Below are 23,582 nucleotides of genomic sequence, written 5' to 3'. Positions count from 1 at the left end.
GTCTGACATTTCAGTCTGATATTCCAATACTCGCTAATCAGCACTTTATTCATCATTGATGGATAGCGAGGAGTTAGGGTTTTGCTTTGTATCCGACTACATACGGAAGATGCCAAATTTGCTGTCTGGTATTGGTGCATTAAGCGCAGCAGATAGAGCAATACCCACAACATCACGGGTTTTTGCAGGATCAATAATCCCATCGTCCCACAGGCGGGCACTGGCGTAATACGCATGGCTTTGGACTTGATATTGCTCCGCAATTGGACGTTTGAACGCTTCTTCTTCCTCTGTGCTCCAGCTTTCACCTTTGCGCGTTTTGATATCGCGGGTCACTTGCGCCATCACGCCAGCTGCTTGCTCTCCACCCATAACGGAGATGCGTGCGTTTGGCCACATCCACATCATGGTTGGATCATAGGCGCGGCCACACATACCGTAGTTACCTGCGCCATACGAGCCACCAATCACTACGGTAAACTTCGGTACGTCTGCACACGCTACAGCGGTTACCATTTTCGCGCCATGTTTGGCGATGCCTTCGGCTTCGTACTTCTGGCCGACCATAAAGCCCGTGATGTTTTGCAAGAAAAGCAGAGGAATTTTGCGTTGTGCGCACAGCTCAATAAAATGCGCGCCTTTCTGTGCCGACTCAGAGAATAGAATCCCGTTGTTGGCGACGATACCAATCGGCATACCGTGGATATGAGCAAAGCCACAAACCAAGGTTTCTCCGAACAAGGCTTTAAATTCATCAAATTGTGAATCATCAACAATTCGGGCAATGACCTCTTTAACATCAAACGGCTTTCTAAGGTCGGTACCGACGATGCCGTACAGCTCTTGCGCAGGAAAGCGTGGTTCCTGTGGTGCTTTTTGCTTGAGTTGAACGGGTTTCAAGTGGTTGATTTGTGAAACCGCTTGTCTTGCCAACTCTAACGCGTGGTGATCATTTTCTGCGTAATAGTCCGCCACGCCAGAGGTTCGGCAGTGAACGTCTGCGCCGCCAAGATCTTCCGCGCTGACTTCTTCACCTGTCGCTGCTTTTACAAGAGGTGGACCTGCCAAGAAAATCGTGCCTTGTTCTTTGACTATGATGGAAACATCACACATCGCAGGAACATAAGCGCCGCCAGCGGTACATAGCCCCATGACCACCGCAATTTGCGGGATACCCTTGGCCGACATACGGGCTTGGTTGTAGAAAATACGGCCAAAATGGTCTTTGTCCGGGAAGACTTCATCTTGGCGGGGTAGGTTAGCACCTCCAGAGTCGACTAAGTAAACACACGGCAGTTGGCATTTTTCTGCAATTTCCTGTGCGCGTAAGTGTTTTTTAACCGTAAGTGGGTAGTAACTGCCGCCTTTTACCGTCACGTCGTTGGCTACGATCATGCACTCGGTGCCGTCAATTACGCCAACACCCGCTACCACGCCCGCGCATGGAACGTAATCTGGATACACATCCCAGCCAGCAAACTGACCGATTTCTAAAAAAGATGAACCGGGGTCGAGTAGGGCAAGAATGCGCTCACGAACCGGAAGTTTGCCTTTCTTCTGCTGATGCTCGCGGGCTTTCTCACCGCCGCCATCTTCGATTTGCGCAGTCACGGTATAGAGTTGATCCACGAGCGATGCCATAGCGCGGTAGTTTTCCTGATACTGCTCTGAATGGGTATTAATATTGGTCGTCAAACAAGCCATAAATAGCCGATCTCCATTCGGAGTGACAGGCATAGAGTGCCTGTCACCAATTTAGGTTGAATAAGGAAGTTGTTAGAATCAAAACGCCTGAGTGGATTAACTAGGCGCTTTCGTTAAACAATTCGCGACCAATAAGCATGCGGCGAATTTCTGACGTGCCCGCACCGATTTCATACAGCTTGGCATCGCGTAGCAAACGGCCGGTATCAAACTCATTGATGTAGCCGTTACCGCCGAGTAGCTGAATGGCATCCAACGCCATCTTGGTTGCCAGTTCTGCGCTGTAGAGGATCGCACCAGCAGAATCTTTACGGGTGGTTTCACCGCGATCACAAGCGGCTGCCACAGCGTAAACGTACGCTTTTGCGGCATTCATTTGCGTGTACATGTCGGCGATTTTGGCTTGAACTAGCTGGAATTCACCGATGGATTTGCCGAACTGTTTGCGGTCGTGAATGTAAGGCACAACGATGTCCATACACGCCTGCATAATGCCAAGCGGGCCACCGGCAAGTACCACGCGTTCGTAGTCCAAACCGCTCATCAACACTTTCACGCCTTGGTTTTCTTCACCGAGAATATTTTCCGCTGGGACTTCGCAGTTTTGGAACACCAGCTCACAGGTATTCGAGCCGCGCATACCCAACTTGTCGAGTTTTTGCGCCTGAGTAAATCCAGGAAAGCCGCGTTCTACAATAAATGCCGTGATGCCTTTGGAGTGCTGGCTTGGGTCGGTTTTGGCGTAGACAACATAGGTGTGTGCATCTGGGCCGTTGGTGATCCACATTTTGTTGCCGTTTAGCAGGAAAATATCGCCTTTACGTTCCGCTTTAAGCTGCATAGAGACCACATCAGAGCCAGCACCGGGTTCACTCATAGCAAGAGCACCAATATGCTCGCCCGAGATGAGCTTAGGTAGGTATTTTTCTTTTTGCGCTTGTGTGCCGTTGCGGTGGATCTGGTTAACACAAAGGTTAGAGTGTGCGCCGTAACTTAACGCAACTGAGGCTGATGCTCGGCTGATCTCTTCCATGGCAATCACGTGGGCGAGATAGCCCATGTTCGCACCACCAAACTCCTCGCTGGTGGTCACACCTAAAAGACCCATGTCACCCAGTTTGGACCAAAGATGGTTTGGAAAGTCGTTAGATTGGTCGATAGATTGCGCTAAAGGCGCTATCTCTCTTGCGGCAAAACTATTGATTTGCTCACGAAGCAAATCGGTATTTTCGTCATAAACAAAGTTCAGGGAAGAGTAGGTAGATTTCATTGCGTGTCCTTGCCTTTACGTCACCTACATCCCAGAGTTGAGGTGTTAGGTGACTTTTTCGCCTTTCATGGAGCTCAGTGTATTTTGGCATCGCAACTGCGCCGCGTTTAACTCCATCATTACCGCTTGAATGTCGTTTGCTTGCTGTTGCAATGCTGCCTTCTTCTCTTCGATCAACCGAATCATATAGTTCAACTGCTCAGTACTTTGATCGGTATCGTAGAGTTCAAATAACTCTTTGATATCTGCAAGAGAAAAGCCCAATCGCTTACCTCGCAAAATCAGTTTTAGTCGAATTCGATCGCGACCATTGTAGATTCGTGTGTTGCCTTTACGTTCTGGAGTTAGGAGACCTAAATCTTCGTAAAAGCGAATACTTCGGGTGGTAATGTCGAACTCCTTCGCGAGCTCGCTGATCTTAAATGTGTTCATTCCTTAACCTTACGACTTTCGTATAACATTCATACGAATATACAATTCGTTAACGTTAAAGTAAATAAACAACATCCACTCTTGAGCCTTGATATCACTCGCATTTACCCGAAATAAAAGAATCACTCGAACAAACAATAACCTCAAACTTGACGTTAACGTAAATGTTAGTATAGTTATGACGTAAACGTCAATAAAAGGTTAATGGAATGAAAAATGAAACATGGATTGTTGCCGCTAAGCGAACGCCTATCGGCTCTTTTCAAGGTGCATTAGCTTCAACAGATGTCACGGAACTCGGTGCGAAAGCCATCCAAGGGGCACTAGCTGAAAGCCAACTCGATGTGCAAAAAATAGACGAAGTGTTGATGGGATGCGTTTTACCCGCCGGCGTGGGGCAAGCGCCAGCAAGACAAGCAAGTATTAAAGCTGAAATGCCACAATCGATTGGTTGTACGACACTGAACAAAGTTTGTGGATCGGGTATGAAAACCGTCATGCTGGCATATGACCTTATTCAATCTGGCAATGCGCATGCTGTCATCGCTGGTGGCATGGAAAACATGTCGTCTTCTCCTTATCTATTAAAGAAAGCGCGTGATGGTTTCCGTTTAGGTCACGAGCAAGTGCTTGATCACATGTTTTATGACGGGTTGCAGGATGCCTACCAAGGCGAGCTGATGGGTGTCTTTGCAGAACAGACGGCGCAAAAGTATCAGTTCAGCCGTGAAAGTATGGATGCCTGGGCGCAGCAGTCGGTGACTCGTGCGCAGCAAGCAATCGAACAAGGTTTTTTCAAAGAAGAGATCGTGCCTGTTAACGTAAAAAGTCGACGCGGCGAAACCTTGGTTGTAGATGATGAGCAACCGAGCAAACTCGACGTCACTAAAATTCCTACCTTACGCCCTGCGTTTGCCAAAGATGGCGGCGTAACCGCAGCAAACTCTAGTTCCATTTCGGATGGTGCGTCGGCAATTATCTTAGTCGATAGTGAGTTTGGTCGTCAGGAAAACCTTCAGCCTCTAGCCAAAATTGTCGCGTACAGCACGCATGCAAGACAGCCTGATGAGTTCACCATCGCACCAGTCTTCGCGATTGAATCGCTGCTTGAAAAAACGGGCTGGGACAAATCAGACGTGGACCTTTGGGAAATCAATGAAGCTTTTGCTGTCGTGACTCAATATGCGGTGAAAGCACTCGAACTGGACGAGAGCAAAGTGAACCCTCGCGGAGGGGCTTGTGCGCTGGGGCATCCAATAGGCGCAAGTGGCAATCGAATCCTTGTCACTTTGATTCACGCTCTTAAACAAACTGGTGGTAAGCGTGGCGTTGCATCGCTTTGTATTGGTGGCGGCGAAGCTACCGCTATCGCGATTGAAATCTGCTAAATCACTCTCAACAAAGTTTCACTTACATAACAGTAGTCAGTAACAAGCTGAAAAATACAAGGATGTCATCATGACAGAACAAGTAAAGCAGTATATCGGTGGTGAATTTGCCATCTCCGACTCAAAACAATGGCTAGATGTAACTAACCCGGCAACCAACGAAGTGATTGCGCAAGTACCTTGTGCCACGGAGTCAGAAATGAATGCGGCGATTGCTAGCGCAACAGAGACGTTTAAGCGTTGGAAAGAAGTCGCTGCGCCGGAGCGTGCAAGATTGATGCTGCGCTACCAACACCTGCTAAAAGAGCAACACGATGAGTTGGCGATACTGCTTTCAAGTGAGACAGGCAAAACTCTTGCGGATGCAAAGGGTGACATTTGGCGCGGGATTGAAGTCGTAGAACAAGCGGCGAACATTTGTAGCTCAATGATGGGCGAAACGGTTGAAAACGTCGCGACCAATATTGATGGTTACTCTTACATTCAACCGCTCGGTGTTTGTGCGGGTATTACTCCGTTTAACTTCCCTGCTATGATCCCTCTATGGATGTTCCCAATGGCGATCGCTTGTGGCAACACCTTTATTTTGAAGCCGTCGGAACAAGTTCCGCTGACTGCAATGAAATTGGCGGAGCTGTTTGAACAAGCAGGCGCACCAAAAGGCGTGCTGCAAATTGTCCACGGCACCAAAGAGCAAGTCGACCGCATTCTGACTGATCCAGTCGTTCGTGCGATCTCTTTTGTTGGTTCTGTGCCAGTTGGTGAGTACATCTACAAAACGGGTACGGACAACCTAAAGCGCGTGCAGTCATTTGCGGGTGCGAAGAACCACATGGTCATCATGCCAGATGCAAACAAGCAGCAAGTCATCAATAACCTAGTTGGCGCGTCAGTCGGTGCCGCAGGCCAACGCTGTATGGCGATTTCGGTGGCGGTATTTGTCGGCGAAACCAAAGAATGGATTCCAGAGCTTAAAGAGGCGTTAGCTCAGGTTCAGCCAGGGGCGTGGGACGATGAAACCGCAGGTTATGGCCCACTGATTAGCCCGCAAGCGAAGCAGCGCGTGGTGAATCTGATTAATGAAGGTAAAGCGTCTGGCGCGAATTGTGTTCTGGATGGGACAGATTGCGAAGTATCTGGCTTCCCGAACGGTAACTGGGTCGGTCCAACACTGTTTACCAATGTGACGACAGACATGTCGATTTATCAGGAAGAGATTTTCGGGCCTGTACTGTTAACTATGGAAGTGGATGACCTAGATGAAGCTATTGAACTGATCAATGCAAACCGCTTTGGTAATGGTACGTCTATTTTCACGGCGAACGGCGCTGCCGCGAGAAAGTATCAGCACAATATCGAAGTGGGTAACGTAGGTATTAACGTGCCGATTCCAGTGCCATTGCCGTTCTTCTCATTCACGGGTTGGAAAGGCAGCTTCTACGGCGACCTGCATGCTTACGGTAAACAAGCGGTTCGCTTCTACACCGAGACGAAAACTGTCACTGCGCGTTGGTTTGAAGATGACATTCCAAGCGGTCCAAACATGACCATTCAATTGAGCTAGTCACAGAAGTAGCGATACCTCTAGCCAAGCCTTTCAAACCTTTAGATGGCTTGGCTTCAAGTGCAACGAATTAGACCTTAGGACTTCAAGATGGATTTTGAATTAAACGAAGATCAACTCGCGTTTGCCGAAGTAGCAAAGCAGTTTGCAGACCAAATGTTAGCGCCGCACGCGGCCGAGTGGGATGAAAACCATCATTTCCCTAAAGATGTACTGCGTCAGGCGGGTGAGCTGGGTTTTCTCAGCATCTATACGCCGCCAGAGCATGGTGGTTTGGGATTGTCTCGTTTGGATGCGGCGATCATTTTCGAGCAGTTGGCTATGGGTTGTACCGCGACTACTGCGTTTATGACCATTCACAACATGGCGACGTGGATGATCACCAGCTTTGCCAAAGCGGAAGTGGCGCAACAATTTAGCGCGGATCTAATTTCGGGTGAAAAGCTCGCTTCCTACTGCTTAACCGAACCTAATGCCGGCTCTGATGCCGCTTCACTGACGACCAGTGCAGTGCGTGACGGCGATGAGTTTGTCCTCAATGGCGCAAAAGTGTTTATCTCTGGCGCGGGTGATACAGATGTATTGGTCGTGATGGCGCGTTCATGCGGCGAAGGGGCGGGTGGTGTTTCTGCATTCGTTGTTCCTGCTGATTGCGAAGGTATTAGCTACGGTAAGAAAGAAGCCAAAATGGGTTGGAACTGCCAACCAACGCGCATGATCACCTTTGAAAATGTCCGCATTCCGGCTGACTATCTGTTGGGTGAAGAGGGCGAAGGCTTTAAGTTCGCCATGCTTGGTCTGGATGGCGGCCGAATCAACATCGCTACTTGTTCCGTCGGCACGGCACAACAAGCACTGAACGAAGCCAAACAATACATGACAGAACGCAAACAGTTCGGACGTTCACTGGCGCAATTCCAAGCCCTGCAATTCAAGTTGGCCGATATGGCGACTGAGCTGGTTGCCGCGCGTCAAATGGTGCGACTCGCTGCCGCTAAACTCGATGCCCAACACGCTGAAAAAAGTGCGTACTGTGCCATGGCAAAACGCTTTGCTACTGATGTGGGCTTTAAAGTCTGCGATCAGGCGCTACAAATTCATGGTGGGTATGGCTACATCAAAGAATATCCTGTTGAGCGCCATTTTAGAGACGTTCGTGTTCACCAAATCCTTGAAGGCACCAACGAAATCATGCGTCTGATCGTCGCAAGACGATTACTAACGGAAGGCGTTGAACTGCTTTAGTCAGCTAGACATAGCCTTACCTAAAGGAATAACAAAGGACTGAAAGATTATGACGGCACAAATCAAACTAGAGCGCGAAGCGCATATCGCCAAACTCACGATTAGTAATCCGCCAGCGAACACTTGGACGCTTGAATCCCTAAATCAGCTCAAAGAGTTGGCGATTGAACTCAGTAATGATCGCTCTATTTATGCGTTGGTACTGACGGGCGAAGGTGAGAAATTCTTTTCTGCTGGAGCGGATCTCAACAACTTTGCATCCGGCGATAAATCGCAAGCAGCAGATATGGCGTTCGCTTTTGGTGAAGCCTTTGAAGCGTTGTCTGCGTTCAATGGCGTTTCTATCGCAGCGGTTAATGGCTATGCGATGGGTGGTGGTCTGGAAGTGGCGATGGCGTGTGACATTCGCATCGCAGAAGAACAAGTACAAATGGCACTTCCTGAAGCATCGGTCGGCTTGTTGCCTTGCGCGGGCGGAACGCAAAACCTGACCGCGTTGGTAGGTGAAGGTTGGGCGAAGCGTATGATTCTATGTGGCGAACGAGTGACGGCCGAGCGAGCGGAACAAATCGGTTTAGTCGAAGAAGTGGTTGCACAAGGCAAAGCTCTGGATGCTGCGATGGCACTGGCACAGCGTGTCGCAGGTCAATCGCCGAAATCCGTGTCTGCATGCAAAAAGCTTATTCAAGGTCGACGCAGCCAAACTCACGCGGCCGGACTGGTCTTGGAGCGTGAACTCTTCTTACAGCTGTTTAATACACAAGATCAGACTGAGGGTGTGAACGCCTTCTTGCAAAAGCGTAAGCCACAATGGACAAACAGCTAGTGGAGGCCAAATGACAGGTACAGTAAATGTTTCAAAACTGGAGTGCGCGGATGACTCTGTTATTGGTGTGTTGGAGCTTGATAATCCAGCCGCCCTTAACGCGCTGAGTTACGTGATGATTGAGCAGTTGTACAAACAGCTTAATGAATGGCAAATGGACGACAGTATCGCCGCGGTCTTTTTGCATGCCAAGGGTGAAAAAGCGTTTTGTGCTGGTGGTGACATTCAAGCGATTTACCGTGCGCTTGAAAACAAAGAGCAAGATTTTGATTCTGCGTTTTCAGCGATGGAAACCTTCTTTGACCTCGAATATCGCTGTGATCATCTTATTCACACTTATCCAAAACCGATCATCGCGTGGGGGCATGGTTATCTGATGGGCGGCGGTGTGGGCTTATTTATGGGCGCAAGTCATCGCGTAGCAGAAACCACCACACGCTTTGCGGTGCCAGAGATTAAAATCGGCCTTTACCCAGACGTAGGCGCGACGTACTTCCTAAATCAGTTGCCAAAACATTTGGCACTTTTCTTAAGTTTGACGGCTTGCCAAATTAATGCGACAGACATGAAAGCGTTGGGATTAAGCCAATGGATTGCAAAGCCAGAAAGCAAACAAGCACTGTTGGATCTACTCGCATCGGTAAGTTGGAAAGGTGAAGCAAACATCAACGAAAAAATCGTTACTACGCTACGTTCGGTACAAGTGGACGAGCCAAGCGAAGGGATGTTGATGCCATATGCCGGATTGATTGAGCAGCTTTGTTCGGGTGATTTAGATTCGATTGTTCGCGCAATCAGCAGTGCCGACGTTGATGATAAGTGGTTCATCAATGCGCAAAAAGCATTGAATTATGGCAGTCCGTTGTCGCTCAATATCACTTATCAGCAGCAAACGCAGTATCAAAACCTCTCTTTGAAAGCGTGTTTTGATATGGAATTTAATCTGACGTTACGTTGCGGCTTAGAAGGTGATTTTAGAGAAGGGGTTCGTGCGCTGATTATCGATAAAACCAATCAACCGACTTGGCAACATCGCACGGTTTCTGACGTAACGCCACAAGTTTTGGAACGCTTCTTCGCGCCAATTGACTCAGCAGAATACCCACTGACCGCATCCTCGGTTGCCACTGTGGCACTTTAGACAAGGAAGAAATACGACATGGATAAAATTGCATTTATTGGCCTTGGCAACATGGGCGCGCCTATGGCTAAGAACCTACTCACAGCGGGCTTGAACGTCGAAGTGTTTGATTTGAATCCAAACGCTGTGGCAGAACTTACCGCACTTGGTGCGTCGAGTGCAGATTCGGTAAAACAAGCCGTTCAAGGTGCGAGCGTGGTGGTCACCATGCTACCTGCTAGCCAACACGTTCAAAGTGTTTATCTTGGTCAAGACGGGATCTTAGATAGCGTAGATTCTGGAACGCTGCTAATCGACTCTTCCACCATCGATCCAGCGACCGCTCGTTTGGTTGGCGAAAAGGCGCTGCAGCTTGGCATCAGCTTTGTTGATGCACCGGTATCTGGTGGCGTTGCGGGCGCAGCGGCAGGTACGTTGACTTTCATTGTTGGCGGCTCACAAGAGAACTTTGTTCAAGCCAAGGTGGTGCTTAGCCGCATGGGCAAAAACATTTTCCATGCAGGTGATGCCGGAGCCGGTCAGGTGGCGAAGATCTGCAATAACATGATGTTGGGCATTTTGATGAGCGGCACTTGTGAAGCACTCAATTTAGGCATGGAAAACGGACTCGATCCCAAAGTGCTGTCTGACATCATGCTGCAAAGTTCAGGCCGTAACTGGGCGCTAGAGCTTTACAACCCGTGCCCAGGTGTGATGGAAAACACGCCTGCAAGCAATGGTTATCAGGGCGGCTTTATGAGTCAGTTAATGGCGAAAGATCTCGGTCTTGCGATGGAAGCGGCGGTTGCCAGTCAAACATCAACGCCAATGGGCAGCTTGGCTCGTAACCTGTTTAATTTTCACAACGGTCAGGGCAACGGACAAAAAGATTTTTCAAGCTTGTTTGAGTTCTACCAAAAGCAAAATCAGGCCTAAGGAGTGCTTATGGATCTAGCAAATAAGGTTATTGCGATCACGGGGGCCGGGCAGGGGCTTGGTAAACAAATGGCGCTGTCGCTAGCGGAAAGCGGTGTTCACCTTGCGCTTATCGACCTCAATTCAGACCAACTGGCTGAAACGAAAGCGGAGTGTGAATCTTTCGGAGTCACCACTCGTTTTTATGTAGCGAACGTGACGGAAGAACAAGAAGTGTGCGCTGCTTTTACGCAAATTGAAGCGGATTTCAAACAGCTCAATGGCGTGATCAATAACGCAGGCATTATGCGCGATGGCATGTTCATCAAAGTTAAAGATGGTCAGGTTAACGCGATGTCGCTGGAACAATTTCAGTCTGTTATGGATGTGAATGTGACAGGTACTTTTCTGTGTGGCCGCGAAGCGAGCAAGGTAATGCTGAACACCGATAGCAAAGGCGTTCTGATCAACATATCTAGCGTCGCGCGTGCGGGGAATATTGGTCAAACTAACTATTCTGCATCCAAAGCGGCGGTAGCCACCATGGCGACGGTGTGGGCGAAAGAGTTAGGGCGTTTCGGAATTCGCTCAGTAGCGATTGCTCCGGGTGTCATCAAGACTGCCATGACGGACCAAATAAAACCTGAAGCGATGGAGCGTTTAGTTAAAATGATTCCTGTCGGACGCTTAGGTCTTGCTGATGAAATTTCTTCGACCATCAAATACGTGTTAACCAATGAGTTCGTGACTGGAAGAGTATTCGAAGTCGATGGCGGAATGCGAATGTAGCCCCTCCTCATATTAAAAAGGGGAGCGAGCTTGATTGTCCGCTTCCTTCCTCCTTTCTTATATTGTTTCTATCGATAATTTTTAATGGATGTTTTAGCAACGGCTGCTGTACCGATTACATTTACAACTCTTTTGTATTTTTGGTATGAATAAGTGCTCTCGTGTTAATTTTTATGTAAATACATTAATTCACAATCAAGACAATTATTTGTCTCATTAGTGAGATTTTGCTTCTAGGGGTATGAAAAATACTCTTATTGATTATATTGTGACCGAAAACCATTTCGACATCTAAAGATGGTGATTTATTATTCAGCGCAAAATACATGGGAATATGAGGCTGGCTGAATAACCTTCAGCTACCTTAATAATAAAATAACCAGAATTCTCTATTACACTGAAGTAACTACCCATTAGGGAAGAGCAATAATGTCACTATTTCATTCGCTTAGGACGATGCCACTACTATTGGGGTGTCTGTGTCTTTCTATTCAGGCATCCGCAGAAAAGGTTGAACAAGAAGGTAAGTTTTTACAGTCGCTAGAAGGCATTGAAAATCAAATTTACGCATTACCTCAGAGCTCTTTAGCTTTGATTGAGGCGTTAGAAGAAGACTCTCTACTACAAAATCAACCAACAGAGCTACTGGTACGTTATTGGCTTGCAAAGTCCACGGTTCTAGAGCTACTTGGGCGCGCGGAAGAGAGCCAAAACGTCGCACAAAAAGGGTTGGAACTTGTGCGTCCACAAAGCCATGAGTATCTCTTATTTAAGTTGATTCAGATGCGAACTATGGTCGGAAAGAGCGATATCGATACCGCGCTTTCTTCGTTGGATAGTTTGTTGGAAACATCGCGTGAAAATGGCGATAAGCAGCTCGAGTCTGAGATCCTGTTGCTAAAAGGACGTTACTACGATGAGCAGGGCGAGTTTAAAAAATCCTATGCCGCAATTATGTCGTCAATGGATGCGGCTGAGTCCTCTGGCGTTCAAGGACTGGTCGAACGGGCGGCGCTAGAGCTTGGTGACGTACTGGTCAAAATTCAGGGCTATGACCGTTCAGAAGCATTGTTGGAACAAGCGTACCGTTATTTTAGGGATAGACGCATGTCGTTCAATGAGCTGCTGAGCGTCTTAACGATAGCAAAGCTTCATAAGGCACAGTTCCAATACGAAGAGGCGATTGTATCGTATCAGAGAGCGCTAAAGCTCGCGCAAATCATTGGTGACGGGCGCTTTAGGTTTCGAGTTAACCTCGAGCTTGCTGCGCTATACCGTGAGACGAACCAAGAAAATAAGATGGTTCGCCACTTAAAGTTGGCGGAGAACTTACAGTATAGAGAAACCTCTAGCGCCTACTTAGCGACATTTAAGCTGTTGCAAGCCGAATATATGCTAGAACAGAAGCAGTTTGAGACACTTCTAGCGATGATCGCGCCTATGTTGCCGGAAATTATCGAGAGCCGATATGTTAAGCAACAGCAAATGGAACTACTAAAAGTGGCTGCCATGGCCTACGCGGGAAGCAATGACTTTAAATTAGCGTATAAAACTTACGGCAACTATCACGATAAATTCATCCAATTTAGCAACCAAAGAGAAGTTGAAAATCTTGAGCGTCAGCAGACGCTATTTGAGCTAGAAAGACTTGAATATGAGAACGAAGATCTCAACTGGAACAACGTGTTGCAGCGTATGGAACTGGAAAATAACCGTCGTACCTTTTATCTATTGGGTGAAGCGCTACTAGCACTCATTGGTGTTCTCTTTTTGATGGCAGTGGTATTCCTTGTTGTGAATCGATCACGTTTAAGAATGCGCCGCCTAGCAAAGACAGATACGTTGACAGGGTTATTCAATCGCCGTTTTTTAGAAGATTGGTTCACTAAACCCGTAGAGACGAAACGTGAACGCAAAGAAAAGCCGACGCCTCAATCTAAGCAAGAAAAGGTCCAGCATTTTGTGTCTGAGCAAGTCGAGCAAGTTAAGTACGGCTACCTAGCTTTAAACAAATGGGTGGATAGCAAACTCGATAAACAGAAAATGGTGCCAAAGAAGCCGCAGTCGGGGCCGGTAAGTTTAGCGCTAATCGATGTAGATTATTTTAAACAGGTAAATGATACCTATGGACATGTGTTCGGTGATGCCGTACTAACAGGCGTTGCCAAAGTGCTAGAAGAGACGGTGCGTGAAAATGACATTGTTGCACGCTTTGGTGGTGAGGAGTTTGTTGTTGTGATGCCCAATACCGATCATGAAGACTCTCTCATTACCGCTGAACGATTACGTAGCGCTTTATCCTTACATGGGTTCGTCACGGAACAGAATGAAGAAGTGAGAGTGACCTGTAGTTTTGGTGTTGTGACGACTGAAGATAGCGAGATGAATTTTAAACCACTCTGTGATCAGGCAGATAAATTACTTTATCAAGCTAAAGCGGATGGACGTAACTGCGTGAAAGGGCGCAAGCTGACCTAATAATCAAGAATGCAGGCTCATCAAACGGTGAGCCTGAACTCATCCTTCCTACTGGTTACTTCAAAATCGCTTAAGAGTATCGAATTACATACTCATAGCGTTCAGTATTTTCTACTCGTTTTATCTCCCCCATTTTCAAAGTACTAATGTCACTTGTGTATACGAAGCTATAACAAACGAGTATGTCTGTTTTTTATACAAACAAAGCCGATACAGGTGAAATGATTAGTGGTCGATGTAAAATTTTTCTGGTGTGGATTTTTGTGGCACGAAAAACAATTCTCTGAAAGGTGTGTTAAAAATTGACACTTCAATAAGTTATTGGTTTATTTGTGTTTTTATTTGGATTTTTAAACGCATCTTTGACTTTTACGACAAGTTATCGCATGGAAATTTTGCGTACACCATCAACTTTCCTTCCTTTGTTAATAACCTTTTTCTTAAAAAATGATTTGAGTTCGAACTAATTTTCAGGCATTTTATATTTAACTAACCGTTCAATTAAAAATAACAAGGACGCAAAATGCCAAAGGTGGGGATGCCTGAAATCAGAAAACCACAGCTGGTGAAAGCGACAATGTCAGTGATTGATAGAGTCGGTTTACATGCTGCGAGTATTTCGTTGATCAGCAAAGAAGCAGGTGTATCAACGGGGATTATCAACCACTATTTCGGTGGTAAGCACGGATTGCTGGAGGAAACGATGCGCGAAATCTTGCGTCAGCTTTCGTCCACCATCACGCAGAAGTTACGTGAGCTGCCAAGCGATGCTCATCATCAGAGAATTAATGCCATCATTGACGGTAACTTTGTCGGCTATCAGGCAGAAAACCAAGTTGCTAAGACTTGGCTAGCGTTCTGGTCGTACTCAATGCATGACGAACAGCTTAAGCGTTTGCAGCGTGTCAATGAACGACGTTTATTGTCCCACCTAAGAAAAGAACTCAAAGCATTATTAAATGCAGAGCAGGCCGAACTGGTTGCTCATGGTATTGCGTCACTTATCGATGGTATTTGGCTGCGCGGAACGCTCAACCCGCAAGGCATTGATGCAGAAAGAGCGAGAATCATCATCAACGACTATCTCGACAAACAACTTACGTTTTATTCTGAAAAAATATAAAAGTCACAGGTCTTCAAAATGGAAATGAAAGCACACTATATCAATGGTGCGATGTACAACGGGTGTTCAGATGAGCACTTCACCACTTACAATCCGGCGAATGGTGAGCCATTGGCCAATATTAAACAAGCGAACCAAGACGATCTCGAAGCGGCGATTGAGTCGGCAAAGAAAGGTTTTGCTGCATGGTCAGCAATGACTGCGATCGAGCGTAGCCGTATTTTACACAAAGCCGTTGCCATTTTACGTGAGCGTAATGACGAGCTGGCAGCATTAGAAGTGGCAGATACTGGTAAGCCAATTCAAGAAGCTATCGCGGTTGATATAACGACAGGTGCCGATGTTCTTGAGTACTATGCGGGTCTTGCTCCAAGCTTGCAAGGTGAGCAGCAGCCACTCAGCGAAGACCAGTTTTTCTACACACGTCGCGAGCCATTGGGCATTTGTGCAGGTATTGGCGCTTGGAATTATCCAATCCAAATTGCGATGTGGAAATCGGCGCCAGCACTGGCTGCGGGCAACGCTATGATCTTCAAACCATCAGAAGAAACACCATTAACAGCGCTTAAGCTAGCAGAAATTTATTCAGAAGCGGGCATGCCAGATGGCGTATTTAATGTCGTACAAGGGGATTACCGAGTAGGGCAGATGCTAACGGCGCATCCTGAAATCGCAAAAGTATCGTTCACGGGCGAATCAGGCACCGGTAAAGTCGTCATGAGTGACAGCGCTAAGACACTAAAACAAGTAACGATGGAGCTGGGTGGTAAGTCTCCACTGATTATTTTTGATGATGCGAAGTTAAACGATGCCGTTTCTGCGGCCATGGTGGCGAACTTCTATACGCAAGGTGAAGTTTGTACGCACGGTACACGCGTGTTTGTTCATGAAGGCATTTATGATGACTTTATTACACAACTTAAAGCTCGAACTGAGTTGTTAGTTGTCGGCGATCCGCTTGATGAGAACACGCAAATTGGCGCGCTGATCTCTAAAGATCATGAATCGAAAGTACTAGAAGCGATTGAAGCCGCGAAAGCGAGTGGCGCGACGTTACTGACTGGTGGCAACAAAGTAACAGAGAATGGCTTAGCCAATGGTAACTTTGTTGCTCCAACCGTATTTGTCGATTGCGATGATGACATGAGCCACGTTCAGCAAGAAATCTTTGGTCCGGTAATGTCAGTGCTGAAATTCCGTGATGAGTCGGAAGTGATTGCGCGTGCAAATGGCACCGATTATGGCTTGGCTGCAGGCGTATTTACTCAAAACCTATCTCGTGCCCACCGCGTGATTCATCAAATTCAAGCTGGTATTTGTTGGGTGAATACATGGGGCGACTCACCTGCGGAAATGCCAGTTGGTGGCTACAAACAATCAGGTGTTGGCCGTGAAAACGGTGTCGAAACCCTTAAACATTACACGCAAACGAAGAGTGTTCTGGTTCAGCTAAGCGACTTCGAAAGCCCTTACAAATGATACCAATCGTAGTAGATAACTGACCACTTTAGCTTGTTAAAATGCTCGATAACTGCGTTGTCAATTTTGATTGTAGGCTAACTACTTATCGAAAATTTCCGCCTTGTTCTCAAGCATTTTTCCTACGCTAATTTCGTTCACTTATCTACTGTGATTGGTATTAACTCCTAGGAGAATCAAAATGCAACAACACTACGATTATATCATCGTCGGTGCGGGTTCGGCCGGCTGTGTGTTAGCGGATCGCTTAAGTGAAAGTGGTCAATATTCGGTCCTATTACTCGAAGCGGGTGGGTCGGATAAAAGTATTTTTATCCAAATGCCAACGGCGCTTTCTTACCCTATGAACACTGAAAAATACGCGTGGCAGTTTGAGACAGTTGAAGAGCAAGGGTTGGATGGCCGTCAACTTCATTGTCCTCGCGGGAAAGTTCTGGGCGGTAGCTCTTCTATCAACGGCATGGTTTACGTTCGTGGACACGCTTGTGACTTTGACCAGTGGGAAGAGGAAGGCGCGAAAGGCTGGAATTATCAATCGTGTTTGCCTTATTTCCGTAAGGCAGAGTCTTGGATTGGTGGTGCTGATGAATACCGAGGCGATAACGGTCCAGTCGGCACATGTAACGGCAACGATATGAAGCTCAATCCGCTGTATCAAGCTTTTATTGATGCAGGCAAAGAAGCGGGCTACCCAGAAACAAAAGATTACAACGGTTATCAGCAAGAAGGCTTTGGCCCAATGCACATGACCGTTGACAAAGGCGTACGCGCTTCAACCTCTAATGCATACTTAAGCCGTGCTAAAAAACGCAAAAACTTCACCCTAATGAAGCGAGTGACAGTTCATCGCGTATTACTAGAAGAAACAGGCGCAGAAGGCAAGAAAGCGGTTGGTGTTGAATTCGAAAAGTCAGGTTCAGTTCAGCAATGTTTTGCGAATCATGAAGTGATTTCGAGTGCTGGTTCGGTTGGCTCAGTTCAGCTGTTGCAGCTTTCAGGCATTGGCCCTAAAGAAGTATTAGAAAAAGCAGGCATTGAGGTGAAACATCCGTTGGAAGGGGTAGGTAAAAACCTGCAAGATCACTTAGAAGTGTACTTCCAATATCACTGTAAGCAACCTATCACGCTCAACAGCAAATTAGGTTTGGTGAGCAAGGGCTTGATTGGCACTGAGTGGATATTAACTCGCAAAGGCCTTGGGGCTACTAACCACTTTGAATCATGTGCGTTTATTCGTTCTCGTGAGGGACTAAAGTGGCCAAATATTCAATATCACTTTTTGCCAGCGGCAATGCGTTATGACGGACAAGCTGCTTTTGACGGTCATGGTTTCCAAGTGCACGTTGGACCTAACAAGCCCGAAAGTCGCGGCTCGGTCGAAGTTGTATCTGCGAATCCGAATGATAAGCCGAAGATTGAGTTTAACTACATTTCCACTGAACAAGATAAGCAGGATTGGCGTGATTGTATTCGCCTTACTCGCGAGATCCTCAATCAGCCAGCCATGGATGAGTTTCGTGGTGATGAGATCCAGCCGGGTCTGAATATCACAACGGATGAACAAATTGATGAATGGGTGAAGCAGAATGTCGAGAGTGCTTACCATCCATCTTGTACCTGCAAAATGGGCGCAGACAATGACCCATTAGCGGTTTTGAATGAGCGATGCCAAGTACGCGGTATTCAAGGCTTGCGTGTGGTGGACTCTTCTATTTTCCCAACCATTCCGAACGGTAATTTAAATGCGCCAACGATTATGGTGGCAGAACGTGCCGCGGACATGATTTTGGATAACGCCCTGGAAACGTCGAACAACGCACCAGTTTGGGTTGCACCGAACTGGCAAGAGATGCAACGAATGCATCCGCCAAAAAGAGATCTCGATTCGATCTCATAAAAACGAAAAAAGTCAGTAATCATTACAAGGAATTCAATATGTCTAAGATGACAAAAATCTTCTCAACAATCGCACTAAGTACTTTAGCAACAGGCGCTTATGCCAACCAATGTGAAACGGTACGTTTTGCAGATGTAGGTTGGACTGACATTACGGCGACCACCGCCGTGACATCTGAGCTGCTAAAAGGGTTGGGGTACAAAACGAAGACCGATCTTCTGTCAGTGCCTGTAACTTACTCCTCTATGGCCAATGGCGATATCGACATTTTCCTAGGTAACTGGATGCCAACAATGGAAGGTGACATCGCGAAATACCGTGATGCAGGTACCGTTGAAACCGTACGAGCGAACCTCGTCGGCGCAAAATACACACTCGCGGTTCCAAAGTACGTTTATGACGCAGGCGTGACCAACTTCGCTGACCTAGTAAAACATGCCGACAAATTTAAAGACCGCATTTACGGCATTGAACCAGGTAACGATGGTAACCGCTTAATTCAATCAATGATTGATAGCAACGCATTCGGCCTAAAAGACTTCAGCCTAGTTGAATCCAGTGAAGCTGGCATGGTGTCTCAAGTATCACGTGCTGCGCGCCGCAACCAATGGATTGTGTACCTAGGTTGGGCCCCGCACCCAATGAACAGCAACGTTGAAATGGAATACCTAGCGGGTGGTGACGACTTCTTCGGCCCTAACTACGGCGGCGCGAATGTGTACACAAACGTACGTAAAAACTACCTTGCTGAGTGTCCAAATGTAGGTCAGCTAGTGAAAAACCTAGAATTCAACCTAGAAATGGAAAACGAATTGATGGAAGCGATTCTCAACCAGAAGCAGAAACCGTCGAAAGCAGCGCAAGCATGGTTGAACGCAAACCAAGAACAAATTGAAGCGTGGCTAGAAGGCGTTAAGACGGTGGATGGTCAAGACGCAGTAACTGCAATTACTAACTATTTAAAAACTAACGCTTAATTAAGCAGTTTTTAAGCGCGTTTTTTTGAAAAAGAAAGTGGGCAGTCATGCCCGCTTCATTAACACAAAGGTTTTATTTTGAATTTTATTACGGACAACAAACTACCGTTGGGCCAATGGATGGAAACTGGCGTCGATTGGTTAACCATCAATGCATCGGGTTTCTTCGATGCAATCTCTATTACACTTGAAACGATCATTCTTTTCGTGGTGGACATTTTTAAATGGATGCCACCTGCAGCGCCAATCATTATGACGGCGGCAATTGCTTGGTTCTTACACCGCAGCATTCCGCTTGTTGTATTCATCGTGTTGGCCTTGCTCGCAATTCTCAACCTTGGTTACTGGCAAGAAATGCTGGAAACCTTTGTCCTTGTGTTTGCAGCGACAACGATTTCCGTATTAATTGGCGTGCCGTTGGGCATTATGGCGGCACACCGTCCTTGGTTATATACCTTGTTGCGACCAATCCTCGATTTGATGCAGACCGTGCCGACATTCGTTTACCTAATTCCAACCTTGGTTCTGTTTGGCTTAGGTATTGTCCCTGGCCTAATCTCGACCATCATTTTCGCTATCGCTGCGCCAATTCGATTGACTTACCTCGGTATTATTAAAGTGCCGGAGGAGCTACTGGAAGCGGGCAAAGCATTTGGTGCAAGCCGCATGAAGTTGCTGTTTAAGGTGGAATTACCTGCGGCATTACCAAGTATTATGGCCGGTGTTACGCAATGTATTATGTTGTCTCTCTCTATGGTGGTCATTGCGGCACTTGTTGGTGCTGATGGACTTGGTAAGCCAGTCGTACGTGCACTGAATACCGTAAACATCTCGCAAGGTTTTGAAGCGGGTTTAGCGATTGTACTCGTCGCCATCATTCTTGACCGCTTGTGTAAAGCACCAAACCAGAAGGAGGTTTAATCATGGACGCAATTACTATTCAAAATCTTGATGTGGTTTTTGGTCAGCAGCAGTCACAAGCGTTAGCACTACTAGACCAAGGCAAGTCTCGACAAGAGATCATCGACGAAACTGGCCAAGTGGTTGGGGTTGATAATGTTTCGCTGAACGTGAAACAGGGTGAGATCTGTGTTTTGATGGGGCTTTCAGGCTCGGGTAAATCAAGTTTGCTGCGAACAGTTAACGGGTTGAACGAAATTTCTCGTGGCTCTCTGAAAATTAAAGACGGCGACGACATGGTTGAGCTCTCTAACTGTGACGAACAGAAGTTGCGCCACCTTCGTACTCACCGCGTATCCATGGTGTTTCAGAAGTTTGCATTGATGCCATGGTTAACGGTATTAGATAACGTTGCGTTTGGTCTAGAAATGCAAGGCATTGGCAAAGCAGAGCGCCGTAAAAAAGCGCGTGAACAGCTCGAAATGGTCGGTTTGTCTGAGTGGGAAACGAAATTCCCGCACGAGCTCTCTGGTGGTATGCAGCAGCGTGTTGGCCTAGCGCGAGCGTTCGCGATGGACACAGATATCTTGTTAATGGATGAGCCGTTTTCAGCGCTTGACCCATTGATTCGTGCTCAGCTTCAAGATGAATTGATTCTGCTTCAAGAAAAGCTAAACAAAACCATTCTTTTTGTGAGTCACGACTTGGATGAAGCGCTTAAAATCGGTAATAACATCGCCATTATGGAATCAGGAAAACTGATTCAACACGGCAAGCCCGAGCAGATCATTCTTGCTCCAGAAAACGATTATGTGGCTGACTTTGTAGCCCACACTAATCCATTGAACGTACTTAAGGGACGCTCTTTGATGCGTGACGACTTAGTTCGTGAAGATGAGCGTGTTCTGATTTGCCCTGACAAAGGTATTTGGGTGACCCAAGAGAGCAAAGGCTTAAGCTTAGCGGATACAGATAAGTCGTTGGTTCAATGGAAGAGCGATTCTTCGAACCTTGATGAGGTAAACGAAAACTCTCTGGTTCAGGTTAGCCCGGAAATCAGTATGCGAGAAGCGATTGAGCTTAAGCAGCGCAGCAATCAGCCTCTGCTTATGGTGGAGGACAACCAGTTAGTTGGTGTGTTAAGTGACCACGAGCTTTACGATGCATTGCTTGGTAATTTTAAGTCTGAGCATGTGGCATAAAGTTGGAATAGAGTTGAAGCCAAGCTAAAAAAGAGCCGCACATTAGTGCGGCTCTTTTTGGTTTAAACAATGAGTTAAGTAGTTAAGCTAAGGAAACGGTCGACTATAGAGTTGTAATTACATCATCCATCGCAAGGCGAGCTTTTGGTAGACCATGATTATAATCTTCCCCGTCTTTGTGGTAGCCAATCGCCAGTGCAACTTCACAGACATGGCCTTCTAATTCTTCTTTGAATACTTCTCCAATCAGTGTTGGATCTACGCCTTCCATCGGCGTTGAGTCAATACCCAGACGAGCCAAGGTGTGTAGTAGATTGCCTAGCGCTAAATAGACTTGTGCTTTTGTCCAGTTTCCGTTAAAGCCATTTTCATCCGTATTTGCATCGGCAAAAGCGTAGGCGCCCATAAAGTTGTTGTACATTTCCGCCGGTAGGTGGCCAGACGTTACTTCGGCATCCACACGTTTCGCGAACTTCTCTTTGGTGAAGTTTGGATCGTACGCAAACAGAATCGTATGTGACGCGGCTTTCGCGTGTGGCTGGTTAAATTGGTGCATATTTGCAAATGTATCGTGGAAGCGTTGCTTGGCCTCATCACTTTCAATCACGATGAATTTCCACGGTTGCGAGTTAATTGAAGACGCTGAAAGACGGAGTGCTTCTTTGATGATTGCCATGTCTTCTTGAGAAACGCGTTTGGTTTCGTCGTATTTTTTAGCAGTGTAGCGGCTGTTTAGATCAGTAATGATTTGATGAGACACGTTTGTATCCTTTTTATTTTTGTGACAAATGAGGATGCGCTTAGCATCGACAACCATGCGTACCTCGAATATGGATTCATAATACGGGATATTTTTTCATTGATAAGAGGGCGTTTATTTGAATCACTTTTTACTTTTTATTGAAAATTGGCGTGCTTCATAGGGTTAGGCATCATCATTTAGATGCTTTTGATGATTATTAAATTACACTCATATTAAGAGAGTAATGGAGAGCAACATGAACGTGATTCAAGTTTTCAACGATAGTTATGAACGTTGTATCGCGAACCAAGGCTTTTTCGACTTGTTTTACAAGAATTTATGGTCAAAAAGTACAAGCTTCAGACAAAAGTTTGATGGTGTCGACATGCACCAACAGGTGCGAATGCTTAGAGGATCTATCGTGTTTTTTATGATGGCCGATACCTCTAACGAGGCGCACAAGATGGTGGAGAAATATGGTAAGAAGCATGCGAGTTCCGATATTGGCATTGAACCACAGGATATTGATGTTTGGTTTGAAAGCCTTATCGAAACGGTTCAAGAGTGTGATTTTGAATACGACGATGATGTCGAAACAGCGTGGAGAGCTTGTTTTAAAACAGGTTTGTCGGTAATGAAGCGGGAGTGCTCCAAACACTAAAAGAGAAACTAAATACTCTTCGAAAACAAGCAAGTTAAAGCAAGGAAGTAACGTGTAAGGTTGTTACTTCCTTGAATATGGTTTTTATTTATCTTGTGTCTCTTTATTCTTTTTTTACCGCTTCGGCGATATCACTGACGGCTTCGACAAGATTGATCGGCATTGGGAAGATAATAGTCGATGTTTTGTCTGTCGTGATTTCCGTGAGGGTCTGCATGTAACGCAATTGCAGCGCATTCGGCGCTTCGTTGAGCATTTGAGCTGCCTCTTTTAATTTATTAGAAGCTTCTAACTCACCGGTAGCGTGAATGATTTTCGCACGACGGTTACGTTCTGCCTCAGCCTGACGCGCTAGCGCTCTGACCATGCTGTCATTTAAATCAACATGTTTGACTTCAACCGTGGCAATCTTGATGCCCCAGTCATCAGTCTGTTGATCGAGGATGGATTGTAAATCCTTATTGAGACGCTCGCGCTCTGAAAGTAATTCATCCAGTTCATGCTGGCCTAATACTGATCGCAGCGTGGTTTGCGCTAACTGGCTGGTGGCATCGCTGTAACTTTCAATGTTGTTAATTGCCATTTGAGGATCGACTACGCGAAAATAAACAACCGCATTGACGCGCACAGACACGTTATCTTTGGTTATCAAGTCTTGTGTCGGCACATCCAAAACGACAGTACGTAAATCCACCCGTACCATTTGTTGGATAAATGGGATAAGAATGATTAAGCCAGGGCCTTTTACTTCTTGAAAGCGACCAAGAAAGAATACAACCCCACGTTCATACTCTCTCAAAACCTTAAACATTTGGGTCGCAAGTGCGAACAACAGCACCACGATCACCGCAACAGTATAGAGCATCATAA

Annotated in this window: 20 protein-coding genes; 15 read left to right on the top strand and 5 right to left on the bottom strand. The window is 46.5% G+C overall.

Annotated features, from left to right (window positions below; translation table 11 throughout):
- Nucleotides 1-96: 96 nt before the first annotated feature.
- From OO778_RS17995 to OO778_RS17985, 3 genes are all read right to left on the bottom strand, one after another.
- Nucleotides 97-1,704: a carboxyl transferase domain-containing protein gene (locus OO778_RS17995; RefSeq protein WP_203490483.1), complete on the bottom strand. Its 1,608-nt coding sequence runs from the start codon at nucleotides 1,702-1,704 to the stop codon at nucleotides 97-99.
- A gap of 100 nt (nucleotides 1,705-1,804) precedes the next feature.
- Entirely contained in the window at nucleotides 1,805-2,974 is a 1,170-nt protein-coding gene (locus tag OO778_RS17990; RefSeq protein ID WP_015313375.1) for an isovaleryl-CoA dehydrogenase, read from the bottom strand.
- Between the two features lie 45 nt (nucleotides 2,975-3,019).
- Complete coding sequence (locus OO778_RS17985) at nucleotides 3,020-3,406, bottom strand: MerR family DNA-binding transcriptional regulator (RefSeq protein ID WP_203492019.1); 387 nt, start codon at nucleotides 3,404-3,406, stop codon at nucleotides 3,020-3,022.
- 209 nt (nucleotides 3,407-3,615) lie between these two features.
- Here OO778_RS17985 and OO778_RS17980 point away from each other — a divergent pair, with 209 nt between their 5' ends.
- From OO778_RS17980 to choV, 14 genes are all read left to right on the top strand, one after another.
- Nucleotides 3,616-4,794 (top strand): thiolase family protein, encoded by a 1,179-nt coding sequence (locus tag OO778_RS17980; RefSeq protein ID WP_264912306.1) that lies wholly within the window; start codon nucleotides 3,616-3,618, stop codon nucleotides 4,792-4,794.
- Between the two features lie 70 nt (nucleotides 4,795-4,864).
- Entirely contained in the window at nucleotides 4,865-6,358 is a 1,494-nt protein-coding gene (locus OO778_RS17975) for a CoA-acylating methylmalonate-semialdehyde dehydrogenase (protein WP_264912305.1), read from the top strand.
- A gap of 90 nt (nucleotides 6,359-6,448) precedes the next feature.
- Complete coding sequence (locus tag OO778_RS17970; RefSeq protein ID WP_005382663.1) at nucleotides 6,449-7,603, top strand: acyl-CoA dehydrogenase family protein; 1,155 nt, start codon at nucleotides 6,449-6,451, stop codon at nucleotides 7,601-7,603.
- Nucleotides 7,604-7,652: 49 nt separating this feature from the next.
- Entirely contained in the window at nucleotides 7,653-8,429 is a 777-nt protein-coding gene (locus OO778_RS17965) for an enoyl-CoA hydratase (protein ID WP_264912304.1), read from the top strand.
- Nucleotides 8,430-8,439: 10 nt separating this feature from the next.
- On the top strand, nucleotides 8,440-9,570 hold the full coding sequence (locus tag OO778_RS17960; RefSeq protein WP_264912303.1) for an enoyl-CoA hydratase/isomerase family protein: 1,131 nt from the start codon (nucleotides 8,440-8,442) through the stop codon (nucleotides 9,568-9,570).
- A gap of 18 nt (nucleotides 9,571-9,588) precedes the next feature.
- On the top strand, nucleotides 9,589-10,485 hold the full coding sequence (gene mmsB, locus OO778_RS17955; protein WP_237309456.1) for a 3-hydroxyisobutyrate dehydrogenase: 897 nt from the start codon (nucleotides 9,589-9,591) through the stop codon (nucleotides 10,483-10,485).
- A gap of 9 nt (nucleotides 10,486-10,494) precedes the next feature.
- Nucleotides 10,495-11,253 (top strand): SDR family oxidoreductase, encoded by a 759-nt coding sequence (locus tag OO778_RS17950; RefSeq protein ID WP_005392559.1) that lies wholly within the window; start codon nucleotides 10,495-10,497, stop codon nucleotides 11,251-11,253.
- Between the two features lie 429 nt (nucleotides 11,254-11,682).
- The gene (locus OO778_RS17945; protein ID WP_264912302.1) at nucleotides 11,683-13,731 is read left to right on the top strand and encodes a tetratricopeptide repeat-containing diguanylate cyclase; all 2,049 of its coding nucleotides are present in this window, start codon (nucleotides 11,683-11,685) and stop codon (nucleotides 13,729-13,731) included.
- A 523-nt stretch (nucleotides 13,732-14,254) separates the two neighbouring features.
- The gene (gene betI, locus OO778_RS17940) at nucleotides 14,255-14,854 is read left to right on the top strand and encodes a transcriptional regulator BetI (RefSeq protein WP_005392557.1); all 600 of its coding nucleotides are present in this window, start codon (nucleotides 14,255-14,257) and stop codon (nucleotides 14,852-14,854) included.
- Nucleotides 14,855-14,872: 18 nt separating this feature from the next.
- The gene (gene betB, locus OO778_RS17935) at nucleotides 14,873-16,333 is read left to right on the top strand and encodes a betaine-aldehyde dehydrogenase (protein ID WP_264912301.1); all 1,461 of its coding nucleotides are present in this window, start codon (nucleotides 14,873-14,875) and stop codon (nucleotides 16,331-16,333) included.
- A 181-nt stretch (nucleotides 16,334-16,514) separates the two neighbouring features.
- Nucleotides 16,515-18,230, top strand: a complete 1,716-nt coding sequence (gene betA / locus OO778_RS17930; RefSeq protein ID WP_264912300.1) for a choline dehydrogenase — start codon at nucleotides 16,515-16,517, stop codon at nucleotides 18,228-18,230.
- 38 nt (nucleotides 18,231-18,268) lie between these two features.
- Nucleotides 18,269-19,207: a choline ABC transporter substrate-binding protein gene (locus tag OO778_RS17925; RefSeq protein WP_005392553.1), complete on the top strand. Its 939-nt coding sequence runs from the start codon at nucleotides 18,269-18,271 to the stop codon at nucleotides 19,205-19,207.
- A 78-nt stretch (nucleotides 19,208-19,285) separates the two neighbouring features.
- Nucleotides 19,286-20,128, top strand: coding sequence for a choline ABC transporter permease subunit (gene choW / locus OO778_RS17920; RefSeq protein WP_264912299.1), 843 nt, complete (start codon nucleotides 19,286-19,288; stop codon nucleotides 20,126-20,128).
- Nucleotides 20,129-20,130: 2 nt separating this feature from the next.
- Nucleotides 20,131-21,309: a choline ABC transporter ATP-binding protein gene (choV, locus tag OO778_RS17915; RefSeq protein WP_264912298.1), complete on the top strand. Its 1,179-nt coding sequence runs from the start codon at nucleotides 20,131-20,133 to the stop codon at nucleotides 21,307-21,309.
- 103 nt (nucleotides 21,310-21,412) lie between these two features.
- On the opposite strand, the gene OO778_RS17910 is transcribed toward choV, so the two are convergent.
- On the bottom strand, nucleotides 21,413-22,069 hold the full coding sequence (locus OO778_RS17910; protein WP_031780265.1) for an NAD(P)H-dependent oxidoreductase: 657 nt from the start codon (nucleotides 22,067-22,069) through the stop codon (nucleotides 21,413-21,415).
- Nucleotides 22,070-22,307: 238 nt separating this feature from the next.
- Between OO778_RS17910 and OO778_RS17905 the strand changes: the two genes are divergently transcribed.
- Nucleotides 22,308-22,712 (top strand): globin, encoded by a 405-nt coding sequence (locus OO778_RS17905; RefSeq protein WP_258622040.1) that lies wholly within the window; start codon nucleotides 22,308-22,310, stop codon nucleotides 22,710-22,712.
- Nucleotides 22,713-22,815: 103 nt separating this feature from the next.
- Here the strand turns inward: OO778_RS17905 and OO778_RS17900 are convergent, their stop codons facing one another.
- Nucleotides 22,816-23,580, bottom strand: a complete 765-nt coding sequence (locus OO778_RS17900; RefSeq protein ID WP_264912297.1) for a slipin family protein — start codon at nucleotides 23,578-23,580, stop codon at nucleotides 22,816-22,818.
- Nucleotides 23,581-23,582: the final 2 nt, after the last annotated feature.

Origin of the sequence: Vibrio sp. STUT-A16 (assembly GCF_026000495.1) — a bacterium.
In the GTDB taxonomy this organism is placed as follows: domain Bacteria; phylum Pseudomonadota; class Gammaproteobacteria; order Enterobacterales; family Vibrionaceae; genus Vibrio; species Vibrio diabolicus.
Note: the sequence above shows the minus strand (reverse complement) of the source record. Positions and strands in the feature narration are given on the sequence as shown.